Annotated in this window: 18 protein-coding genes; 12 read left to right on the forward strand and 6 right to left on the reverse strand. The window is 63.1% G+C overall.

The window, feature by feature from the left end:
• Positions 1–6: 6 nt before the first annotated feature.
• The 7 genes from FJ546_RS04500 to FJ546_RS04530 all read left to right on the forward strand — a co-directional run bounded on the left by FJ546_RS04500 (position 7) and on the right by FJ546_RS04530 (position 6,791).
• Positions 7–606 (forward strand): VOC family protein, encoded by a 600-nt coding sequence (locus tag FJ546_RS04500; RefSeq protein WP_095771756.1) that lies wholly within the window; start codon positions 7–9, stop codon positions 604–606.
• Positions 607–747: 141 nt separating this feature from the next.
• Positions 748–3,042, forward strand: coding sequence for a bifunctional salicylyl-CoA 5-hydroxylase/oxidoreductase (locus FJ546_RS04505; protein ID WP_140888259.1), 2,295 nt, complete (start codon positions 748–750; stop codon positions 3,040–3,042).
• A complete protein-coding gene (locus tag FJ546_RS04510; RefSeq protein ID WP_140888260.1) occupies positions 3,039–3,812 on the forward strand; it encodes an SDR family NAD(P)-dependent oxidoreductase in 774 nt (257 codons plus the stop codon). Before FJ546_RS04505 ends, FJ546_RS04510 begins: the two co-directional genes overlap by 4 nt.
• Entirely contained in the window at positions 3,806–4,276 is a 471-nt protein-coding gene (locus tag FJ546_RS04515) for a MarR family transcriptional regulator (protein WP_010913223.1), read from the forward strand. Before FJ546_RS04510 ends, FJ546_RS04515 begins: the two co-directional genes overlap by 7 nt.
• Positions 4,273–5,085, forward strand: a complete 813-nt coding sequence (locus FJ546_RS04520; protein ID WP_140888261.1) for an enoyl-CoA hydratase family protein — start codon at positions 4,273–4,275, stop codon at positions 5,083–5,085. The genes FJ546_RS04515 and FJ546_RS04520 overlap by 4 nt, the downstream gene beginning before the upstream one ends.
• Positions 5,086–5,163: 78 nt before the next feature.
• Positions 5,164–6,312 (forward strand): acyl-CoA dehydrogenase family protein, encoded by a 1,149-nt coding sequence (locus tag FJ546_RS04525; protein ID WP_140888262.1) that lies wholly within the window; start codon positions 5,164–5,166, stop codon positions 6,310–6,312.
• Between the two features lie 65 nt (positions 6,313–6,377).
• Entirely contained in the window at positions 6,378–6,791 is a 414-nt protein-coding gene (locus FJ546_RS04530) for a RidA family protein (protein WP_095787228.1), read from the forward strand.
• Here FJ546_RS04530 and FJ546_RS04535 read toward each other — a convergent pair.
• The gene (locus FJ546_RS04535) at positions 6,788–7,882 is read right to left on the reverse strand and encodes an LLM class flavin-dependent oxidoreductase (RefSeq protein ID WP_140888263.1); all 1,095 of its coding nucleotides are present in this window, start codon (positions 7,880–7,882) and stop codon (positions 6,788–6,790) included. The two genes, FJ546_RS04530 and FJ546_RS04535, sit on opposite strands and share 4 nt — an antisense overlap.
• Before the next feature lie 123 nt (positions 7,883–8,005).
• Between FJ546_RS04535 and FJ546_RS04540 the strand changes: the two genes are divergently transcribed.
• The 4 genes from FJ546_RS04540 to FJ546_RS04560 all read left to right on the forward strand — a co-directional run bounded on the left by FJ546_RS04540 (position 8,006) and on the right by FJ546_RS04560 (position 12,108).
• Entirely contained in the window at positions 8,006–8,767 is a 762-nt protein-coding gene (locus tag FJ546_RS04540) for an HpcH/HpaI aldolase/citrate lyase family protein (RefSeq protein WP_140888264.1), read from the forward strand.
• A 395-nt stretch (positions 8,768–9,162) separates the two neighbouring features.
• A complete protein-coding gene (locus FJ546_RS04550) occupies positions 9,163–9,960 on the forward strand; it encodes an ABC transporter substrate-binding protein (protein WP_140888265.1) in 798 nt (265 codons plus the stop codon).
• Positions 9,961–10,110: 150 nt separating this feature from the next.
• Entirely contained in the window at positions 10,111–10,785 is a 675-nt protein-coding gene (locus tag FJ546_RS04555; RefSeq protein ID WP_010913215.1) for an amino acid ABC transporter permease, read from the forward strand.
• A 48-nt stretch (positions 10,786–10,833) separates the two neighbouring features.
• A complete protein-coding gene (locus FJ546_RS04560; RefSeq protein ID WP_140888266.1) occupies positions 10,834–12,108 on the forward strand; it encodes a cysteine desulfurase-like protein in 1,275 nt (424 codons plus the stop codon).
• Between the two features lie 146 nt (positions 12,109–12,254).
• On the opposite strand, the gene FJ546_RS04565 is transcribed toward FJ546_RS04560, so the two are convergent.
• Genes FJ546_RS04565 through FJ546_RS04585 form a run of 5 tightly spaced genes read right to left on the reverse strand, consistent with a single transcriptional unit; the run spans position 12,255 to position 17,495 of the window.
• On the reverse strand, positions 12,255–13,085 hold the full coding sequence (locus FJ546_RS04565) for a dipeptide ABC transporter ATP-binding protein (protein ID WP_140888267.1): 831 nt from the start codon (positions 13,083–13,085) through the stop codon (positions 12,255–12,257).
• Positions 13,082–13,933 (reverse strand): ABC transporter ATP-binding protein, encoded by an 852-nt coding sequence (locus FJ546_RS04570; protein ID WP_095771745.1) that lies wholly within the window; start codon positions 13,931–13,933, stop codon positions 13,082–13,084. Before FJ546_RS04570 ends, FJ546_RS04565 begins: the two co-directional genes overlap by 4 nt.
• A complete protein-coding gene (locus tag FJ546_RS04575; RefSeq protein WP_246686755.1) occupies positions 13,933–14,817 on the reverse strand; it encodes an ABC transporter permease subunit in 885 nt (294 codons plus the stop codon). The genes FJ546_RS04570 and FJ546_RS04575 overlap by 1 nt, the downstream gene beginning before the upstream one ends.
• A gap of 26 nt (positions 14,818–14,843) precedes the next feature.
• Positions 14,844–15,851 (reverse strand): ABC transporter permease subunit, encoded by a 1,008-nt coding sequence (locus tag FJ546_RS04580; protein WP_140888269.1) that lies wholly within the window; start codon positions 15,849–15,851, stop codon positions 14,844–14,846.
• A 45-nt stretch (positions 15,852–15,896) separates the two neighbouring features.
• Complete coding sequence (locus FJ546_RS04585) at positions 15,897–17,495, reverse strand: ABC transporter substrate-binding protein (RefSeq protein WP_038651939.1); 1,599 nt, start codon at positions 17,493–17,495, stop codon at positions 15,897–15,899.
• A 467-nt stretch (positions 17,496–17,962) separates the two neighbouring features.
• Here FJ546_RS04585 and FJ546_RS04590 point away from each other — a divergent pair, with 467 nt between their 5' ends.
• Complete coding sequence (locus FJ546_RS04590; RefSeq protein ID WP_140888270.1) at positions 17,963–19,990, forward strand: long-chain fatty acid--CoA ligase; 2,028 nt, start codon at positions 17,963–17,965, stop codon at positions 19,988–19,990.
• Positions 19,991–19,996 lie beyond the last annotated feature (6 nt).

The following is a 19,996-nucleotide window of genomic DNA, read 5'->3' on the forward strand; positions in this document are numbered from 1 at the left end:
GCTGACATGAAGACGATACTTCGAAATGCAACGCTTGCCGCTGCTGTCCTTGGCGGCGCCGGCATGGCCTCGGCGGATTCGATCCCCGGCATGCGCGGCCACGATCACACCGGTATCACCGTCCCCGACATGAAGCAGGCGGTCGACTTCTTCACCGAGGTGGTCGGCTGCAAGAAGGCAATGTCGTTCGGCCCGTTCGCCGACGACAAGGGCACTTTCATGCAGGACCTTCTGGGCGTCGATCCCAAGGCCGTCATCGAGCAGGTCACCATGGTGCGTTGCGGCTATGGCTCGAACATCGAGCTGTTCAAATACACCGCGCCCGACCAGAAGGATCTGACGCCGAAGAACAGCGACATTGGCGGCTTCCATATCGCCCTCTATGTCGACGACGTCGCCGCTGCCAAAGCCTATCTCGATGGCAAGGGCGTCAAGACACGCATGGGGCCCCTGCCGGTCAAGCAAGGGCCCGCCGCCGGACAGACCATTCTCTATTTCCAGGCGCCCTGGGGATTGCAGTTGGAAGCGATCAGCTACCCCGACGGCATGGCCTATGAGAAAGGTGCCGAGACGGTGCTGTGGAGCCCGAAGAACCCGGAAAAGTGACTCTTTGGCGCGCTTGCGGGACGACATGCAAGCGCTTTGCCCGGCATCGGCACAATGATTTCGACATAAAACTTTAAGCTTGAAATATTTTGCCGCCGGCGCGATACTCACCAGGCAGCGAGCGAAGAGGAGATCGCACAGATGAAGGTTGCGGTTCTCGGCGGCGGTCCAGCCGGCCTCTACTTTGCCATATCGATGAAGCTCAGGGACGCCGCGCACGATGTGACGGTGTTCGAGCGCAACCGCGCCGACGACACGTTCGGCTGGGGCGTCGTGCTGTCGGCCGAAACGCTTGAGAACCTCGCCAAGAACGATCCGGTCAGCGCCGTCTGGATCAAGAAGCATTTTGCCTATTGGGACGACATTGCCGTCATCCACGACGGCGTGCGCACGGTCTCGTCAGGTCACGGTTTCTGCGGCATCGGCCGCAAGCGGTTGCTGATCCTTCTGCAGCGCCGCGCCCGCGAGCTCGGCGTCAAGCTGATGTTCGAGACCGATATCGCCGATCCCAAGCCTTACATGGAGACTCATGATCTGGTCGTCGCCGCGGACGGGCTGAATTCCAGGGCGCGCAACACCTTCGTCGACATCTTCAAGCCGGACATCGACACCCGCAAATGCAAGTTCGTCTGGCTCGGCACCAACCAGAAATTCGACGACGCCTTCACCTTCATCTTCGAGAAGACCGAGCATGGCTGGGTGTGGGCGCACGCCTACCAGTTCGACAGCGAGACCGCGACCTTCATCGTCGAATGCAGCGAGCAGACCTGGGCTGCCTTCGGCTTCGGCGCGATGACGCAGCAGGAATCGATCGCGGTGTGCGAGCGCATCTTCGCCAAGCATCTCGGCGGCCACGCGCTGATGACCAATGCCAACCACATCAGGGGTTCGGCCTGGATCAATTTCCCGCGCGTTCTGTGTGAACGCTGGTCGTATAAGAACCTGGCGCTGATGGGCGACGCGGCGGCCTCGGCGCATTTCTCGATCGGCTCCGGCACCAAGCTGGCGCTGGAAAGCGCGGTGGCGCTGGCCGAGTATGTGGAAACCGAGCCGGACCTTGACGCCGCGTTCCGCAAATATGAGGACGCAAGGCGCACCGAGGTGCTTAAGCTGCAATCGGCGGCGCGCAATTCCCTCGAATGGTTCGAGGAGGTCGAGCGCTATCTTGGCCTCGATCCGGTGCAATTCAACTATTCGCTGCTGACCCGCTCGCAGCGCATCAGCCACGAGAATTTGCGGCTGCGCGATGCCGAATGGCTGGGGGGTGCCGAAGAATGGTTCCAGCGCCAGGCGGGTGCCGGCGGCAACAGGCTGCGCCGGGCGCCGATGTTCGCGCCGTTCAAGCTGCGCGAGATGAAGCTGCAGAACCGCGTCGTCGTCTCACCGATGGCGCAGTACAAGGCCGTCGACGGCTGCCCGACCGACTGGCATTTCACCCATTATGCCGAGCGCGCCAAGGGCGGCGCCGGACTCGTCTATATTGAGATGACCTGCGTCAGCCCGGAAGGCCGTATTACGCCCGGCTGTCCCGGCTTCTACGCGCCCGAGCACGAGGTGGCCTGGAAGCGGCTGGTGGACTTCGTCCACACAGAAACCGAGGCCAAGATCTGCGCCCAGATCGGCCATTCCGGCGCCAAGGGCTCGACCCGGCTCGGCTGGGAAGGCACCGACGTGCCGCTGGGCTCGGGCAACTGGCCTGTCATGGCGGCATCGGCTGTCGCATGGTCGCCTGAGAACCAGATGCCGAAGGCGATGGACCGCGCCGACATGGATCTGGTGCGCAACCAATTCGTGGCCTCGGCCGAGATGGCTGACCGTTGCGGCTTCGACATGCTGGAGATCCATGCCGCGCATGGTTATCTCCTGTCGTCCTTCATCACGCCGGTCACCAACCGGCGCACCGACGCCTATGGCGGCTCGCTGGAAAACCGCATGCGCTATCCCCTGGAAATCTTCCACGCCGTGCGCGCCGCCTGGCCAGCGGAGAAGCCGATCTCGGTGCGCATTTCGGCCAATGACTGGGTCGGCATCGAAGGCGTCACGCCGGCCGACGCGGTCGAGATCGCGCGGCTGCTGCATGAAGCCGGCGTCGACATATGCGACGTCTCGGCCGGGCAGACCTCAACGGCGGCAAAACCCGTTTACGGCCGCATGTTCCAGACACCGTTCTCGGACCGCATCCGCAACGAGGTCGGCATGGCGACGATGGCGGTCGGCAACATCTACGAGCCGGACCATGTCAATTCGATCCTGATGGCCGGACGCGCCGATCTGGTGGCGCTGGCGCGGCCGCATCTTGCCGACCCCTATTGGACGCTGCACGCGGCGGTGACGCTCGGCGACCGCGGCGTGAAATGGCCGGATCCCTACCTGCCTGGCCGCGACCAGATCTACCGGCTGGCCGAGCGCGATGCGGTCGCGGGGCTGAAAGTATGACGGCGGCACCAGCGATCTCAGGCAAGCATGCGCTGGTCACTGGCGGTGGCTCCGGTGTCGGCCGGGCCATCGCGCTGGCGTTGGCTGGTGCCGGCATCGACGTGACCATCTGCGGCCGGCGCGACGCCGAGCTTGCCAAAGTGGCCGGCGAAAGCGACCGTATCTTCGGCATCGCCGCCGATGTCACCAATGAGGCGTCGATAGCCTCGCTCTACCAGACGGCGGAATCCGAGCGCGGGCCGTTCGACATCGTCATCGCCAATGCCGGCATGGCCGGCAGCACAGCAGCGCACAAGATCACGCTCGCCGACTGGCAGAAGACGCTCGACGTCAACTTGACCGGCGCCTTCCTGACAGTGAAGCCGGCGCTGGCCCGCATGGCCGCGCGCAAGGCGGGGCGGATCGTGTTCATTGCCTCGACGGCGGGACTGAAAGGCTATGCCTATGTCGCGCCCTACGTGGCGGCCAAGCACGGCGTCGTCGGGCTGATGCGGGCGCTGGCGGCGGAAACCGCGAAATCCGGCGTCACCGTCAACGCGGTGTGCCCGGGCTTCGTCGAGACCGACATGCTGGAAGAATCCATCCAGCGTATCGTTGAAAAGACCGGACGCTCGGCCGGCGAGGCGCGGGCGAGCCTTGTCTCGACCAATCCGCAAGGCCGCTTCATCCAGCCGCAGGAAGTCGCCGTCGCCGTGCTGTGGCTGTGCGGCGATGCGGCGTCATCGATCACCGGACAGGCAATTTCCATCTCAGGAGGCGAAACATGGTAGCCGGCCCCTTGCCCGCACCGTCGGGACCCGGCAAGGACCGACTGCGTCTGTGGATCAGGCTGCTGCGCGCCTCGCGCACGATCGAGGCCGAACTGCGCGAACGCCTGAAGAAAGAATTCGATACGACCCTGCCGCGCTTCGACGTGATGGCGGCGCTGTACCGCGTGCCGGAGGGCATGCTGATGAGCGACCTGTCGCGCTTCCTGCTGGTCTCTAATGGCAATGTCACCGGCATTGTCGACCGGCTGGTTTCCGAAGGACTGGTCGCTCGGGCCCGCCGCAATGGCGACCGCCGCACCTCCATGGTGCGGCTGACCGAGGAAGGCACCAAATCCTTTGCCACCATCGCTGCCGCCCATGAGGGCTGGATCGGCGAATTGCTGGGCAAGGTCAGCGAGGAGGATGCCCGCCGGCTGACCGGCATGCTGACCTCGTTCCGCAGCAACTGGGAGGGACGCGAATGACCGGGATGGCCGGGCTGAAGCCGAAGCATTTCCTGTGGGAGGTCGAAGACAGGATCGCCAAGATCCGGCTCGACCGGCCGGAGCGCAAGAACCCGCTGACCTTCGACAGCTATGCCGAGTTGCGCGACACCTTCCGCGACCTCGTCTATGCCGACGATGTCGACGCCGTGGTGTTCCTCTCCAATGGCGGCAATTTCTGCTCCGGCGGCGATGTCCACGACATTATCGGCCCGCTGGTCAAGATGGACGTGAAGCAGCTCCTCGCCTTCACCCGCATGACCGGCGATTTCGTCAAGGCGATGCTGAACTGCGGCAAGCCGATCATCGCCGCCGTCGATGGCGTGGCGGTCGGCGCCGGCGCCATCATCGCCATGAGCTCCGACATCCGCATCGCCACGCCGGAAGCCAAGACCGCCTTCCTGTTCACCCGCGTCGGCCTTGCCGGCTGCGATATGGGCGCCTGCGCGATCCTGCCGCGCATCATCGGCCAGGGTCGCGCCGCCGAACTGCTCTACACCGGCCGCACCATGACGGCCGCCGAAGGCGAGCGCTGGGGGTTCTACAACAGGTTGGTCGATGCGGCCTCCCTCGAGGCGGACGCACTCGACATGGCGGCGCGCATCGTCTCAGGCCCGACCTTCGCCCACGGCATCACCAAGACGCAGCTCAACCAGGAATGGTCGATGGGTCTCGACCAGGCGATCGAGGCGGAAGCGCAGGCACAGGCGATCTGCATGCAGACGCGCGATTTCGAGCGCGCCTACAAGGCATTCGTGGCCAAGGAAAAGCCGGTGTTCGAGGGGAATTGAGGATGTTTTCTTCGGTCAATACCGACATGTTGGAGGGACAGCGTAGAGCGCTGTGTTCGAAGCAATGCGGAGGCACACATGCCTGATCGCTCCTTCCTCAACTGGCCCTTCTTCGAAGACCGCCACCGCGAACTGGCCGAAAGCCTGGAAGCGTGGTGCCAGAAAAACCTCCCCGTCGATCACCACGACGTCGATGCCGGCTGCCGCGAGCTGGTGCAAAAACTCGGCCGCGACGGCTGGCTGAGGTCGACCGCTGTTGACACCGACAATCCCGGCCCGCTCGATGTCCGCACTTTGTGCATCGCGCGCGAGACGCTGGCGCGCCATGACGGGCTCGCCGATTTCGCCTTCGCCATGCAGGGGCTGGGCACCGGCGCGCTCAGCCTGTTCGGCACGGCCGACCAGCAGCAATGGCTGGCGAAGACGCGGGCCGGCAAGGCGATCTCGGCCTTCGCCCTGTCGGAGCCGCGCTCCGGTTCGGATGTCGCCAACACCGAAATGACGGCGACCCGCGACGGCGACAGCTATGTGCTCACCGGCGAAAAGACCTGGATCTCCAATGGCGGCATCGCCGATCTCTACATCGTCTTTGCCCGCACCGGCGAGGCGCCGGGCGCCAAGGGGCTTTCCGCGTTTATCGTGCCTGGCGATACTGCGGGCCTCGGCATCGCCGAGCGCCTCGAAGTGATCGCGCCGCATCCTCTGGCGCGGCTTTCCTTCGATCAGGTCCGTGTCCCCATCGCGGCCCTGATCGGCAAGCCAGGTGACGGCTTCCGCATCGCCATGTCGGTGCTCGACGTGTTCCGCTCGACCGTCGGTGCGGCAGCGCTCGGCTTTGCCCGCCGGGCGCTCGAAGAAAGCATCAGCAGAGTGGCCGAGCGCAAACTGTTCGGCGCACCGATGGCCGAATTGCAGATGGTGCAGGGTCACATCGCCGACATGGCCCTCGACGTCGATGCGGCGGCGCTTCTGGTCTACCGCGCCGCCTGGACCAAGGACATGGGCGCGGCGCGGGTGACACGCGAGGCGGCGATGGCAAAACTGTTCGCCACCGACAAGGCGCAGGAGGTGATCGACAGGGCGGTGCAACTGCATGGCGGCGACGGCGTGCGCAAAGGTCACATCGTCGAAAGCCTGTATCGCGAGATCCGGGCGCTGCGCATCTATGAGGGTGCCTCCGACGTGCAGAAAGTGGTCATCGCGCGGCAAGTGATGGGCGCGGCCTGACGGCGGGAAAATTGACGGGCTCTCGATTTTGAGACTTGGTTTTCAGGAATACCGGGAGGCTTCAAATGCATGAGATTCTGCAGCCGGAAGGCTGGGCCAAACCGGTCGGCTACGCCAATGGCGTCGCGGCGCGTGGGCGGCTCATCTTCGTCGGCGGACAGGTCGGCTGGAACGGTCAGTGCCAGTTCGAAACCGACGACTTTGTCGGCCAGGTGCGGCAGACGCTGCAAAACATCGTCGCTGTGCTGGCCGAGGCCGGTGCTGAGCCGCGGCACATCACCTCGATGACCTGGTATTTCACCGACAAGGCCGAGTACCTCGCCAACCTCAGGGGCCTCGGCGAAGCCTATCGCGAGGTGATCGGCCGACATTTCCCGGCGATGGCCGCCATGCAGGTGATGGCGCTGGTCGAGGACCGCGCCAAGGTAGAGATCCAGGCCACCGCTGTGATACCGGACGAACTCGTTCGTCCGGACTAAGTTATCCGCAGGCCCGCCTTTCTCAAAATCGGCAGCACGTGGTCGCAGAAATAGGGCAGCTCCTGCGTGTAGTTGACGAAGGAGAGCGCGACGCCCTGATAGCCGTGCCCTGATATGGCGGCCATGTCGGTGGCGATCGTTTCCGGTGTTCCGACCAGCGGATAGGTGCCGGCGCCGCCGGCGAAGCGTTGGCGGTAGCGGTCATAGGCGTGCGGGTCGTGCGACTGCGAGAATTCCTTCTTGCCAGCCATATGGGCGTCGACCGCGTCATGGTCGGCCAGATCGACCGCGTAACGCGTGTAATAGGCCTGCGCCTCCTCCATCGTCGGGCGGCAGACGACATGAGCCACGGTGTAGACGCCGACATCGCGGCCGACCTTGTCGGCGCGCTCGCCGATATCGGCGACATGCTTGCCGGCATCGCTCATCTCGGAAAAGGTCGTGAACAGATAATCGCACCGGGCGGCGGCGAAGTCGCGGCCCGGCCCGCCGAAAGCGGCATTCATCGTCACCGGGCGCGGAAGCTGCACACTGGCCGGCCGGCTCACCGCTTCCTTCAGCTGATAGTAGCTGCCTTCATAGTCGAGCGGCTCGGCCGATGCATAGAGCTTCTCAAGAATCTCGATCCACTCGGCCGCCTGGTCGTAGCCCTTCTCGACCAGTGGCGTGCCGAACATGCCGAATTCCTTCGGGTTCCAGCCGCAGACGATGTTGAGGCCGGCGCGGCCCTGGCTGATGTGGTCGACCGTCGCCAGCGCCTTGGCGGCATAGAGCGGATGCACCAACGGCACATGTACGGTCATGAACAGGCCGATCTGGTCGGTGGCCACCGCCAGAGCTGCCGCCCAGGTGAAGGTTTCGAACGACCATTCGCGCACCTTGTTGCGACCGCCAAAGCCGCGCCAGCGCGCGATCGGCAGCATGAATTCCAGCCCCGCGCGGTCGGCAATTTGCGCCGCCGTCAGATTGTCCCGCCAGCTTGCCGTCCAGCGTTCCGCCACATCGGTGATGGCAAGCCCGCCATCGGCGTTGGCCGAAAAGACGCCGAGCTTCAGTTTGTTCGGGCCGTGCAGGGGATGTGCTTTGATCATCTCGGGAACTCGCGGCGGGAGGCCACACGCTAGGCTCGCGGTAAAATATTTCAAGCCTGAAATAGCTTCGCCTCGCCGCCGTTTGCGGATATGAATTCGGGCCAGACGACAAAGGGGATCGGCATGAGCGAATTCCGCCGGAAATGCATCGGCAAGGCACATCTCGTCGGTTCGTTTGCCGCCATTCCCCATCCGGTCGCGGTCGAAGTGATGGCGCTGTCGGGCCTCGACTTTCTCTGTATCGACTGGGAGCATGCGCAGATCTCGCGCGACATGATCGAGACCATGGTCCGCGCGGCAGACGTCCATCACCTGCCGGCGATGGTGCGGGTTCCCGGCCATGCGCCGGACGCCATCCAGGCGGCGCTGGACAGCGGCGCGCAAGGCGTGCTGGTGCCGCGCGTCTCGACCGCTGCGCAGGCCGAAGCAGCAGTGAAAGCCTCGCGCTATCCGCCGCTGGGCGAGCGTGGCGTCGGACCCGGCCGGGCCGCCGGCTATGGCTATCGCATTCCCGAATATCTTGCCGGCGCCAACGACAAAACCGTCGTCGCGGTCCAGGTCGAGACAGCGGAGGGGCTCGCCAACGTCGATGCGATCGCGGCCATCGACGGCGTCGACGTGATCTTCGTCGGCCCGGGCGATCTTTCGGTGTCGATCGATGCGATCGGACCGCAAGGCGCCGACAAGCTCAATGCGGCGATCCGGACCATCATCGGCGCGACGATCGCGCAAGGAAAGACATCAGGCATATTTTGCGCCAGCCCACAGACCATCAGCCGGTGGGCAGCCATCGGCGCGAGTTTCTTCGTGCTGGCCAGCGACACGATGTTTCTGGGCGCCGGCGCCGCGGCCAACGCTGCCGCCGCGCGCGACGAATTGGCATAGACAGGCGCGGCCAGACAAAAGGCGAATCGCCGGAGCAACACGCGCGCCAAGCTTTTTAAGCTTAAAACTTTCGCCTTGAAAAGCGTCCCACTTTGGATAAGCATTCAAGATCGATGACGACGGCCGTGCCGCAGGGGTTGCCGGCCGGTCCATCGTGGTGCTTCGGGGGTTTCAGTCCTTGTCGTTCATGCTGCCCCAGTCATCATCCAGCGCGCGCTGTGCTTTCGACGGCGTGCGCGGCCAGATCCGCGATCCGCATACAGAGACCATCGCCAACCACGCGCGCAGGTCGCTGCCATGAATTGACGCCCCGCTGGGAGGTGGGACGGCAAGAAACCGTGCGGGCGAGCCCGCCCGATCAACAACCAGAGGGGATACCCCAGAGGGAACACCAAATGAACCTGACACGTCGCAATCTCATCCTGCTTGCCGCCGCCATCGGCATCGCCGCCGGCCCGGCCACGGCTTCCGCCGCCGATGTGCTCAATGTCGGCGCCTATCCGACCAATCCGCCCTTCGAGTACAAGAACGAGAGCGGCACCTTCGAGGGCTTTGAAGTCGACATCGTCAACGAAGCGGCCAAGCGCATCGGCATGATCACCGACATCGCCGATCTCGGCTTCCAGGCGCTGTTCGCCGCCACCACGTCGAAGCGCATCGACGTCGCCATCTCGTCGATCACCATCACGGCCGAGCGGCTGAAGTCGCAGTCTTTCACCCAGCCCTACTATGATTCCGACATGGGCATTGCGACGAAGACCGACAGCGCTGTTAACGCCGAAGCCGACCTCAAGGGCAAGATCGTCGGCGTGCTCTCCGGCTCGACCGGCGAGACCTGGGTCAAGGCGCATCAGGACGCCGACGGCTTCAGCGATGTGAAGGGCTATGACACGCAGCAGAACCTGCTGCTCGACCTCAGCGCCGGCCGCATCGACGCCGCCGTCAGCGACATTCCGGGCATGGAATACTCGTTCACCAAGATGAAGGATCTGAAGGTCAAGCAGCGCATCAAGACCGGTGAACAGTACGGGCTGATGATGACCAAGGACCACCCGCTGCTCGGCAAGCTCAACGACGCGCTGACCGCCATGAAGAAGGACGGCACGCTGGCCGCGATCCACAAGAAGTGGTTCGGCAGCGACGCGCCGGCCGATTCCTCGACTGTCAAGGAAATGCCGCTGCCGAAGGCCTGAGCGGAGATGCACTGAAATCGTGCCGGCTTTCCAGGCCGGCACGATTCATTTCCTGCTCCGGCGCCGCTGCCGCGCGGACCGTCTCGCCATGGCGAGGTCGATTGGTTTCAACTTTGAGTACCCCTGTCTCTGGGGTTCGGGAACGCTCCCATGTCGCTGATCGACACCTTCTTCAATCCCGACGTCATCATGTCCAGCCTGCCGGCGCTGCTGCGCGGCTTCCTGAACACGCTGCTGCTTGGCATTTTGAGCATCGGCATAGGCATTCCCATCGGCCTGCTGATCAGCCTGGTGCGGCTCTATGCGCCGAAGCCGCTGCGCTGGCTGGCGGTCGGCTACACCGATATTTTCCGCGCGCTGCCGGTGCTGGTTGTGCTGATCCTGATCTACTATGCGCTGCCCTTCCTCGGCATCCGCCTGTCGTCCTGGGCGTCCGCCGTGACGGCGTTCGCCTTCATCATGTCGGCCTATTCGGCGGAAGTGTTCCGCTCCGGCATAGAGAGCATTCCGAAAGGCCAGTTCGAGGCGTCGCAGGCACTCGGCCTGCCGTTCCTCTTGACCTTGCGCAAAGTGGTGCTGCCGCAGGCGATCCGCGTCGTCATCCCGCCGATGACCAGCAATTGCGTCTCGATGTTCAAGGACACCTCGCTCGCCTCCACCGTGGCGCTGCCGGAACTCCTGAAGGAAGCGACCAACGCGCAGTCGCTTTACGCCAACCCCTCGCCGCTGATCGGCGCCGCACTTGTCTATCTCATCTTCCTCTGGCCGATGGTGCGCCTCGTCAGCCTGCTTGAAGACCGCTTCAAGACCGAGAAGGCGCGCTGACCTCGCCAACCGATCTCCACCCGCCAAATTCTTCGCAGGAGCCTGCCCGTGAACAAGCGCCAAACCGACAATGCGAACGCCGCCACGTTCCCCGTCGACACCATCCGCGCCATGTTTCCCGCCCTGCGACGGGCCGGCGATTTCATCTTCATGGACAATGCCGCCGGCGCGCAGATCCCGCAGAGCGTGCTCGACGCGGTGACCAACCATCTGGTTTCGCACAATGTACAGCGTGGCGGCCGCTACGGCCGCAGCGTCACCGTCGACCAGTCCGTCGCCGATGCCCGGACAAGCGTGGCGCTGCTGATCAACGCCTATAGCCCGGCGGAAATCTGCTTCGGCATGAACGCCACCTCGTTCATCCGCCTCGTCAGCCTCGGCATCGGCCAGATGCTCTCGGAACGCGACGAGATCGTCATCACCGACATGGACCATGACGCCAACATCGCCACCTGGCTGGCGCTGGAATCCGCCGGCGCCAAGTTCAAATGGTGGCGCATGCGCGAGGACGGCAATCTGCATGTCGACGATTTGCGCCCGCTGGTTTCCGACCGCACCCGCCTCGTCGCCTGCACGGTGACGGCGCATTCGATCGGCTCGATCGTCGATGTCGCATCCGTGGCCGAGATCGCGCATGCGGCCGGCGCGGAAGTGTTCCTCGATAGCGTGCACTACGGCCCGCACGGGCTGATCGACGTGCAGGCCTGGGATTGCGACTATCTCGTCTGCTCCGGCTACAAGAATTTCTCGCCGCATATGGGTTTTCTCTGGGGCCGGTTCGAAACGCTCAAGCGGCTGCCGACTTTTCGCGAGGACTTCATCCCCGACGAACCGCCCTACAAGGTCGAGGCCGGCACCTTCATCTACGAGAACGTCTCGGGCATGGATGCCGCCGTGCAGTATCTGGAACTGATCGGCCGCAACCTTGCGCCGGCCAACAACCGCTCGCGGCGCGAGAACATCGTCGCCGGCATGGGCGCCATCCGCGACTATGAGCTGCTTTTGGCGCGCGAGATGCTTGCCGTGCTGAAAGGCTGCGGCGCGGCCATCTATGGCGTCGCCGACGAGGCCCGCATCAACGAGCGCGTGCCGACTTTCTGCTTCAACATCGGCAGACTGTCACCGCAGCGCATCGTCGAGGAGATGGCCGAGATGCAGATCGGCATCCGCGACGGCCACATGTACGCGCCGCGGCTGATGAAGCGCCTCAATTTGTCGATGGACAGCGGCGCCATCCGCGCCTCGCTGGTCCACTACAACACGGTGGAGGAAATCCATAAGTTCGGCGAGGCGCTGCGCGCGATCATCGCCAGGCTGTCGTAGTTCATCCGACATCTTTTGCAGGGAAACGAGGGACACGGCTAACTCCGCGTCGTCATCCACGGGCGAAGCAAGGAGCGAAGCGACGCGGCGCAGACCCTAGGATGACGACCTCTGGACTTACCGCCCTCCGATGGCGACCTTGTTGTCTAGGCCGCATTCTTCTTCGCCAGCCTGGCCTTGATGCTCGCCACGTCGGCGCGCGGCGTCGCGGCGAACAGCGTCTTGGTGTAGCTGTGCCTGGGGTCGGCGAAAACCTCGTCGCGCGGGCCGTATTCGACCGCCTCGCCGAAATACATCACCATCACGTCGTCGGCGATGTAGCGCACGACCGACAAATCATGGCTGATGAAGACATAGGTGAGCTGGAACTCGTCCTGCAGGTCGGCGAGCAGGTTGAGCACCTGCGCCTGGACCGAGAGGTCGAGCGCGGAGACCGGCTCGTCCAGCACCAGCAGGCTGGGGTTCAGCATCAGCGCGCGGGCGATGGCGATGCGCTGGCGCTGGCCGCCCGAGAACATATGCGGGTAGCGGTTGTAGTGCTCGGGGCCAAGGCCGACCTTCTTCAGCATCTTCATGGCGAGGTCGCGCCGTTCCTCGGCCGGCTTGTCGGTGTTGATGAGCAGCGGTTCCCCCAGCACGTCGCCGATCTTCTGGCGCGGGTTGAGCGAGCCGTACGGGTTCTGGAAGACGATCTGCACCTTGCGGCGCATCTCCTTGGTCAATCCACCCCTGGCGATGTCGACCTTGTTGCCGTCGATGAACAGCTCCCCCGAAGTCGCAGGATCGATCAGCGTGATGATGCGGGCAAGCGTCGACTTGCCGCAGCCGCTTTCACCGACGATGGCCAGCGTCTTGCCCTTGTCGACGCTGAAGGAAACGCCCTTGACCGCATGCACTGTGCGCTGCGCGCGAAATAGCCCGCCGCCGACATGGTAGTCGCGCACGATATTCTTGCCTTCGACGACCTTGACGCTCATGCGGCGGCTCCCGAGGGCGCCGGCTCGAACAGCATGTCGGAGACGGTCGGCAGCCGGTCGCCGACGGCGTTCTCCGGCAGTGCCGACAAAAGCGCGCGGGTGTAATTGCTCTTCGGCTGCTCAAACAGCGACAGCACGTCGGCCTCTTCCATCTTGCGGCCCTTGTACTGGACGATGACGCGGTCGGCGGTCTCGGCCACCACGCCCATATTGTGGGTGATCATGATCAGGCCCATGCCGTATTTGGCCTGCAGCGAGACCAGGAGATCGAGGATCTGCTTCTGGATGGTGACGTCGAGCGCGGTAGTCGGCTCGTCGGCGATCAGAAGCTTCGGATTGCAGGCGATGGCAATGGCGATCATGACGCGCTGGCATTGGCCGCCCGACATCTGGTGCGGGAACGAGTTCAGCCGTTCCGCCGGCTCGGCAATGCCGACCTGCGTGAGGAGTTCGATGGCGCGCTCCCGGCGCTGCGCACCGTCCATGCCCATATGGAAACGCAGCACCTCCTCGATCTGGAAGCCGACGGTGAAGCAGGGATTGAGGCTGGCCATCGGCTCCTGGAAGATCATCGACATGTCCTTGCCGACGATCTTGCGCCGCTCGGCAGGGCTCAGCTTCAGAAGATCGCGGCCATTGAAGCTCATGCGGTCGGCCGTGACCTTGGCTGTCCACGGCAAAAGGCCCATCACCGCAAGCATCGAGACCGACTTGCCGGAACCGGATTCGCCGACGATCGCCAGCACTTCGCGCTCGTCGACATGCAAGGAAACGCCATCGACCGCCCGGAACATACCTGATGCGGTCTGGAATTCGACGACGAGGTTCTGGATGTCCAGCAGCGCCATCACGACCTCCTCAGTTTCGGGTCGAGCGCATCGCGCAGACCGTCGCCGATCAGATTGATGGCAAGCACGGTGATCAGGATCGCCAGGCCTGGGAAGGTCACCACCCACCAGGCGCGCAGGATGAATTCACGCGCCGAAGCGAGCATCGTGCCCCATTCGGGCGTCGGCGGCTGGGCACCGAGGCCGAGGAAGCCGAGGGCGGCCGCTTCGAGGATGGCGTTGGAGAACGACAAGGTGCCCTGGACGATCAGCGGTCCCAGGCAATTGGGCAGGATGGTGCGAAGCATCAGCCTGAGATGCCCGGCGCCGGCAACCTTCGCCGCCACGACATATTCGCGGCTCTTCTCCGCCATCACCGCGGCGCGCACAAGGCGCGCGAAATGCGGCTGCAGCACGAGCGCGATGGCCAGCATCGCATTGAACAGGCCGGGACCGAGGATAGTGACCATCACCAGCGCCAGCAACAGCGACGGGAAGGCCAGGATGAGGTCCATGACGCGCATGATCGCCACGTCGACCCAGCCGCGGAAATAGCCGGCCAGCAGGCCGAGCGTGATGCCGCCGATGAGCGCCAGCGAGACCACGACCGCGCCGATCAGCAGCGAGAAGCGCGCGCCGTAGAGCAGGCGTGAAAGGATGTCGCGCCCGACCGGATCGGTGCCGAGCAGATATTGCGAGCTGCCGCCTGCCTGCCATGCAGGCGGCCGCAAGAATGCGGTCTTGTCCTGGATGTCTGGCGCGTAGGGAGCCAGCAGCGGCGCAAAGAGCGCCGCCAGCACCAAAAGGAGGAAGACGAACAGGCCTATAACGGCGCCCCGGTTCACCGAGAAATAAAACCAGAAGGTCCTGAGGCCGGTGAGGCGATCCGGGCTGCCGGCGGCCATCGGGGCGATTTCGGTCGACTGGCTCATCACGCCGCCCTTATGCGTGGGTTGATAACGGCATAGAGCACGTCGACGATCAGATTCACGGCCATGACGATAAGCGCGATCAAGAGCAGGCCAGACTGCACGACGACATAATCGCGCTTGGATATGGATTCGACCATCCACCTGCCGATGCCGGGCCACGAGAAGATCGTTTCGGTAAGGATAGCACCTGCGAGCAGCGTACTAACCTGCAGGCCGATGGTGGTGACCACCGGGATGAGTGCGTTGCGCAGAGCATGCACGCCGATGACCCGGGCCGACGAAAGCCCTTTGGCTCGGGCTGTCCGCACGTAGTCCTCGCCCAGCACCTCGAGCATGGCGGAGCGTGTCTGGCGCGCTATCACAGCCAACGGAATGGTGCCGAGCACAATTGTCGGCAGCACCAGATGGCGCAATACCGAGCGAAATGCAGCCCATTTGCCGTAGAGCAAGGTGTCGATGGTCATGAAGCCGGTGATCGGCTTGAAGAAGTACTGCAGGTCGATGCGCCCGTTAACCGGCGTCCAGCCGAGGTAACCGGAGAAGAAGATGATCAGCAGCAGGCCCCACCAGAAGATCGGCATGGAATAGCCGACGAGCGCGGTGCCCATCAGCGACTGATCGAACCAGGAGCCGCGCTTGACCGCCGCGAAGATGCCGGCCGGAATGCCCAGTAGCATGGCGAAGATCATGGCAAAGAACGACAGTTCCAGCGTCGCCGGGAAGAGCGTCTTGAACTCTTCGAGCACCGGGCGCTTGGACGAAATCGAGACGCCGAAATCGCCGGTCACGACCTCACCGACATAGCGTGTGTATTGCTGCCAGATCGGCAGATTGTAGCCGAACTGTTCCTTGAGCTCTTCATAACGCGCCGGCGCCACGCCGTGTTCACCGGCCATGGCAAGAATAGGATCGCCGGGCAGCAGCCTGACGAAGGCGAAGGCGCAGATCGTGATGCCGACAAGCGTCGGGATCAAAAGTGCAATTCGGTGGAGGATATATTTCAGCATGATGTAGGGGGGCGGCGCTTCATTGCGCCGCCCCGCTCTATAGCCTTATTCGGCCTTGTCAACGCCGTCGAAGCGGTGAATGCCGAGCGGATCCATCTTGAAACCGCTGACATTGTTGCGCACGACCGCATAGACTTGGCTGTGGACCAGCAGGAAGGCGGGCGCTTCCTTGGCGAAGATCACCTGCGCCTGCTCATAGAGCTTGGTGCGCTCGGCCTGGTCGCTGGTCTTCTTGGCCTTCTGGATCAGATCCTCGAAGTCCTTGTCGCACCAGCTCGAGTAGTTCGACACGCCGATGGCCGAGCAGGCGAACAGGGTGGCGAAGAAGTTGTCCGGATCGCCATTGTCGCCGGTCCAGCCGATCTGGAAGGCGCCTGGACGGTCCTTCTTCTTGCCTTCCGAGCGATACTTGGTCCACTCGTAGTTGACGATCTCCGCCTTGACGCCGACCTTGGCCCAGTCAGCCTGGATCAGTTCGGCAGCGCGCTGGAAGTTCGGATTGTACGGGCGAACGCGGTCGGATGCCCAGAGCTGGATTTCCTTCAGGCCGGCGTCGGCCAGCACCTTCTTGGCCGCTTCCGGATTGTAGGCGTCGGTCTTCACATCCTTGTTCCACGACCACATGGTCGGCGGGATCAGGTTTTCGGCAGGCGTGGCGCCGGCATCCTGGAACAGCGACTTGATGAGCGATTCCCGATCGATCGCCTGGTTGAGCGCATGGCGCACCTCAGGCTTGTCGAGCGGCGGGATGGTGGTGTTGTAGCTCATATAGCCGATGTTCAGGCCGGCCTGATCCATCAGGGTCACGTCCTTGTTGGCCTTGATGGTGGCGATGTCGGCCGGGTTCGGATAGGGCGCGATGTCGCATTCCCCGGCGAGCACCTTCTGGGTGCGGGCGGTGGCGTCAGGCGTGATGGCGAAGACGAGATCGTCGATCTTTTCCTTGCCCTTGAAATAATCCGGGTGGGCCGCGTAGCGGATGACCGAATCCAGCTGGTAGTCGACGAACTGGAACGGACCCGTGCCGATCGGCTTGGTCGAGAAATCGGCCATCTTGCCGGACTTTTCCAGCTGGTCGGCATATTCCTTCGACACGATCGAAGCGAAGTCCATGCCAAGGTTCGCCAGCATCGGCGCATTCGGCTCGGTCAGCGTCAGCTTGACCGTCAGGTCGTCGACCTTTTCCCACTTGGCGACGTATTTCGGCATGTCCATGCCGGTGTAGTAGTCCCAGGTCAGGTTCGGCAGATACTTGTCGCCGTTCCAGGGGTTCGCCTTGTTGAATTGGCGATCAAAGGAGAAAACGACGTCGTCGGCGTTGAGATCACGCGTCGGCTTGAAATAGTCGGTGGTCTGGAACTTGACGCCCGGATGCAGGTGGAAAGTGTAGACCAAGCCGTCGTCGGAAATCTCCCACTTGTCGGCAAGGCCGGGCTCGACTTCGGTGCCGCCATGCTTGAATTCGACCAGACGCGAATAGACGGTACGCGACGAGGCATCGAAGTCGTTGCCGCCGGTCGTGGTACCCGGATCAAAATTGGCAGGCGACGCTTCCGAGCAATAGACGAGCGTCTTTGCATTGGCCATGCCGCTGAGAACGCTTGCGGCCAGCAGAGCGGCCGCAAAAGCGAGTTTCTTTTTCATTGAGCACTCCCTGATGTTCTTCCAAGCCCCTCTATCAGGCTCGCGAAGCGCGCATATAAGCACCGTTTTTCCGGCTTTGGAACACCCCGTTTGCCTACCCCTCGGGAAGCAGGAAAAAAATCCGCCATTTTGCTAAATGACAGAAAAAATTAGCAGTTTTTTCCATTCACGAGATTATTAACGACCGCATTTTTTTATTGATCTGGCATATGGCGACATGGACGCCGCGTCCGCCCTCATCCGATCATCGATGCGGGAAGATGCCGGTTCCAAGTGTCGCCGGCGGGAAAGATTTTCGACGGCAAATCTTTCGGTGCCTTGCCGCAAGGGCAAGACTTGCACCGCCGCCGATAGAGGCAATACATAGATGGGTATGCTGGCGGCACGGAGGACGTCTCTGTCAATTCGGAGGCGGGCGCGGCATAGGCGACCGAAACGGGCGAACAGGAATTGTCGAGGAGGAACGGGTGGCAAAAGCATCAAAGGCGCCGGTGAAAGCGTCGGCAAAGGCAGCCTCGAAACCAGCCGCCGCCGACGGCCAAGGTAAAGCCGGTGCCAAGGCCTCGACCGCCAGCACAGGCGCAAAGCCTGCCAAGACGGCACAGGCGGCCACCGCCAAGGCCGTTGCGAAGCCGGCGGCAAAAGCCGCCCCGGCAAAGCCCTCAGCGACGAAAACTTCGCCGACGAAGACTTCTGCAAAAGCTTCTCCCGCAAAGGCCGGGGTAACAAAGCCCGCATCGCCAGCAAAGGCAGCGCCGCCATCGAAACCGGCGATGGCTGTCGCCAAGCGGTTGCCGAAGGCGCTTACGGAACTTGCCGCCGGCCTGCCCGAAAAGCCGTGGCTCAAGAGCTATCCGAAGAACGTGGCGGCCGAGATCGGTGCGTTGCCCTACAGTTCGATCGGCGATTTCCTAATCGCCGCCTGCAAGCAGTTTTCCGCCCAGCCGGCCTTCACCTGCATGGACAAATCCATCAGCTATGCCGATGTCGAGCAGTTGTCGGCGGCCTTCGGTGCCTATCTGCAATCGAACGGTCTGCAAAAGGGTGCGCGCGTCGCCATCATGATGCCTAACGTTCTGCAATATCCAGTGGCGATGATGGGCATCCTGCGCGCCGGCTATGTCGTGGTAAACATCAATCCGCTTTACACGCCGCGCGAGCTGGAGCACCAGCTTAAGGATTCCGGCGCGCAAGCCATCGTCATCCTGGAAAACTTCGCCAATACCTTGCAGGCGGTAATCGCCAGAACCGCGGTCAAGCATGTCGTGGTGGCGGCCATGGGTGACATGCTTGGCGGCCTCAAGGGCTCGATCGTCAATTTCGTCGTGCGCCGCGTGAAGAAGATGGTGCCGGCATGGTCGCTGCCCGGGCATGTCAAATTCAACGCGGCGATGAAAGCCGGCGCCGGCCTTGGCTTCAAGCCGGCCAAGGTCGCGGCTGACGATGTCGCCTTCCTGCAATATACGGGCGGCACCACGGGCGTGTCGAAGGGCGCCACGCTGCTGCACCGCAATGTGCTTTCCAATGTCGTGCAGAACGCACAGTGGATGGAAGACGCCTATACGATCAAGCCGAAGCCCGCGCACCCGAACTTCATCTGCGCGCTGCCGCTCTATCATATCTTCGCGCTGACGGTGAACGCACTGATGGGCATGCAGCAAGGCGCTCGCAACGTGCTCATTCCCAATCCGCGCGATATTCCGGGCTTCGTCAAGGAACTGGCAAAGTATCCGGTCCACATCTTCCCCGGCCTCAACACGCTGTTCAACGCGCTGCTCAACAATGAGAACTTCCGCAAACTCGACTTCAAGCCGCTGGTGCTGACACTGGGCGGCGGCATGGCGGTGCAGAAGGGCGTTGCCGAACGCTGGAGGGCGTTGACCGGCTGCCCTGTCACTGAAGGCTACGGCCTGTCGGAAACCTCGCCGGTGGCGACGGCCAACAAGTTCAGTTCCGGCGACTTCACCGGCACGATCGGCCTGCCGCTGCCCTCAACGGAAATCGCCATTCGCGACGATGACGGCAACAATTTGCCGCTCGGCGAGGTCGGCGAGATCTGCATCAGGGGACCGCAGGTGATGGCGGGCTACTGGAACCGGCCTGACGAAACCGCCAAGGTGATGACCAAGGACGGCTACTTCAAGTCCGGCGACATGGGCTTCATGGACGAGCGCGGCTACACCAAGATCGTCGACCGCAAGAAGGACATGATCCTGGTGTCGGGCTTCAACGTCTATCCGAACGAGCTCGAGGAGGTCGTGGCGATGCATCCAGGCGTGCTCGAAGTGGCGGCGATCGGCGTGCCGGACGAGCATTCGGGCGAAGTGCCGAAGCTGTTCATCGTCAAGAAGGATCCGGCCCTGACCGTGGAAGCCATCACCGCTTTTTGCCGCGAGAACCTGACCGGCTACAAGCGGCCCAAATATATCGAGTTCAGGACCGAATTGCCGAAGACGCCGGTCGGCAAGATCCTGCGGCGAGCACTGCGGGCCTGATGCACA

Source organism: Mesorhizobium sp. B2-4-19 (assembly GCF_006441315.1).
Classification (GTDB): domain Bacteria; phylum Pseudomonadota; class Alphaproteobacteria; order Rhizobiales; family Rhizobiaceae; genus Mesorhizobium.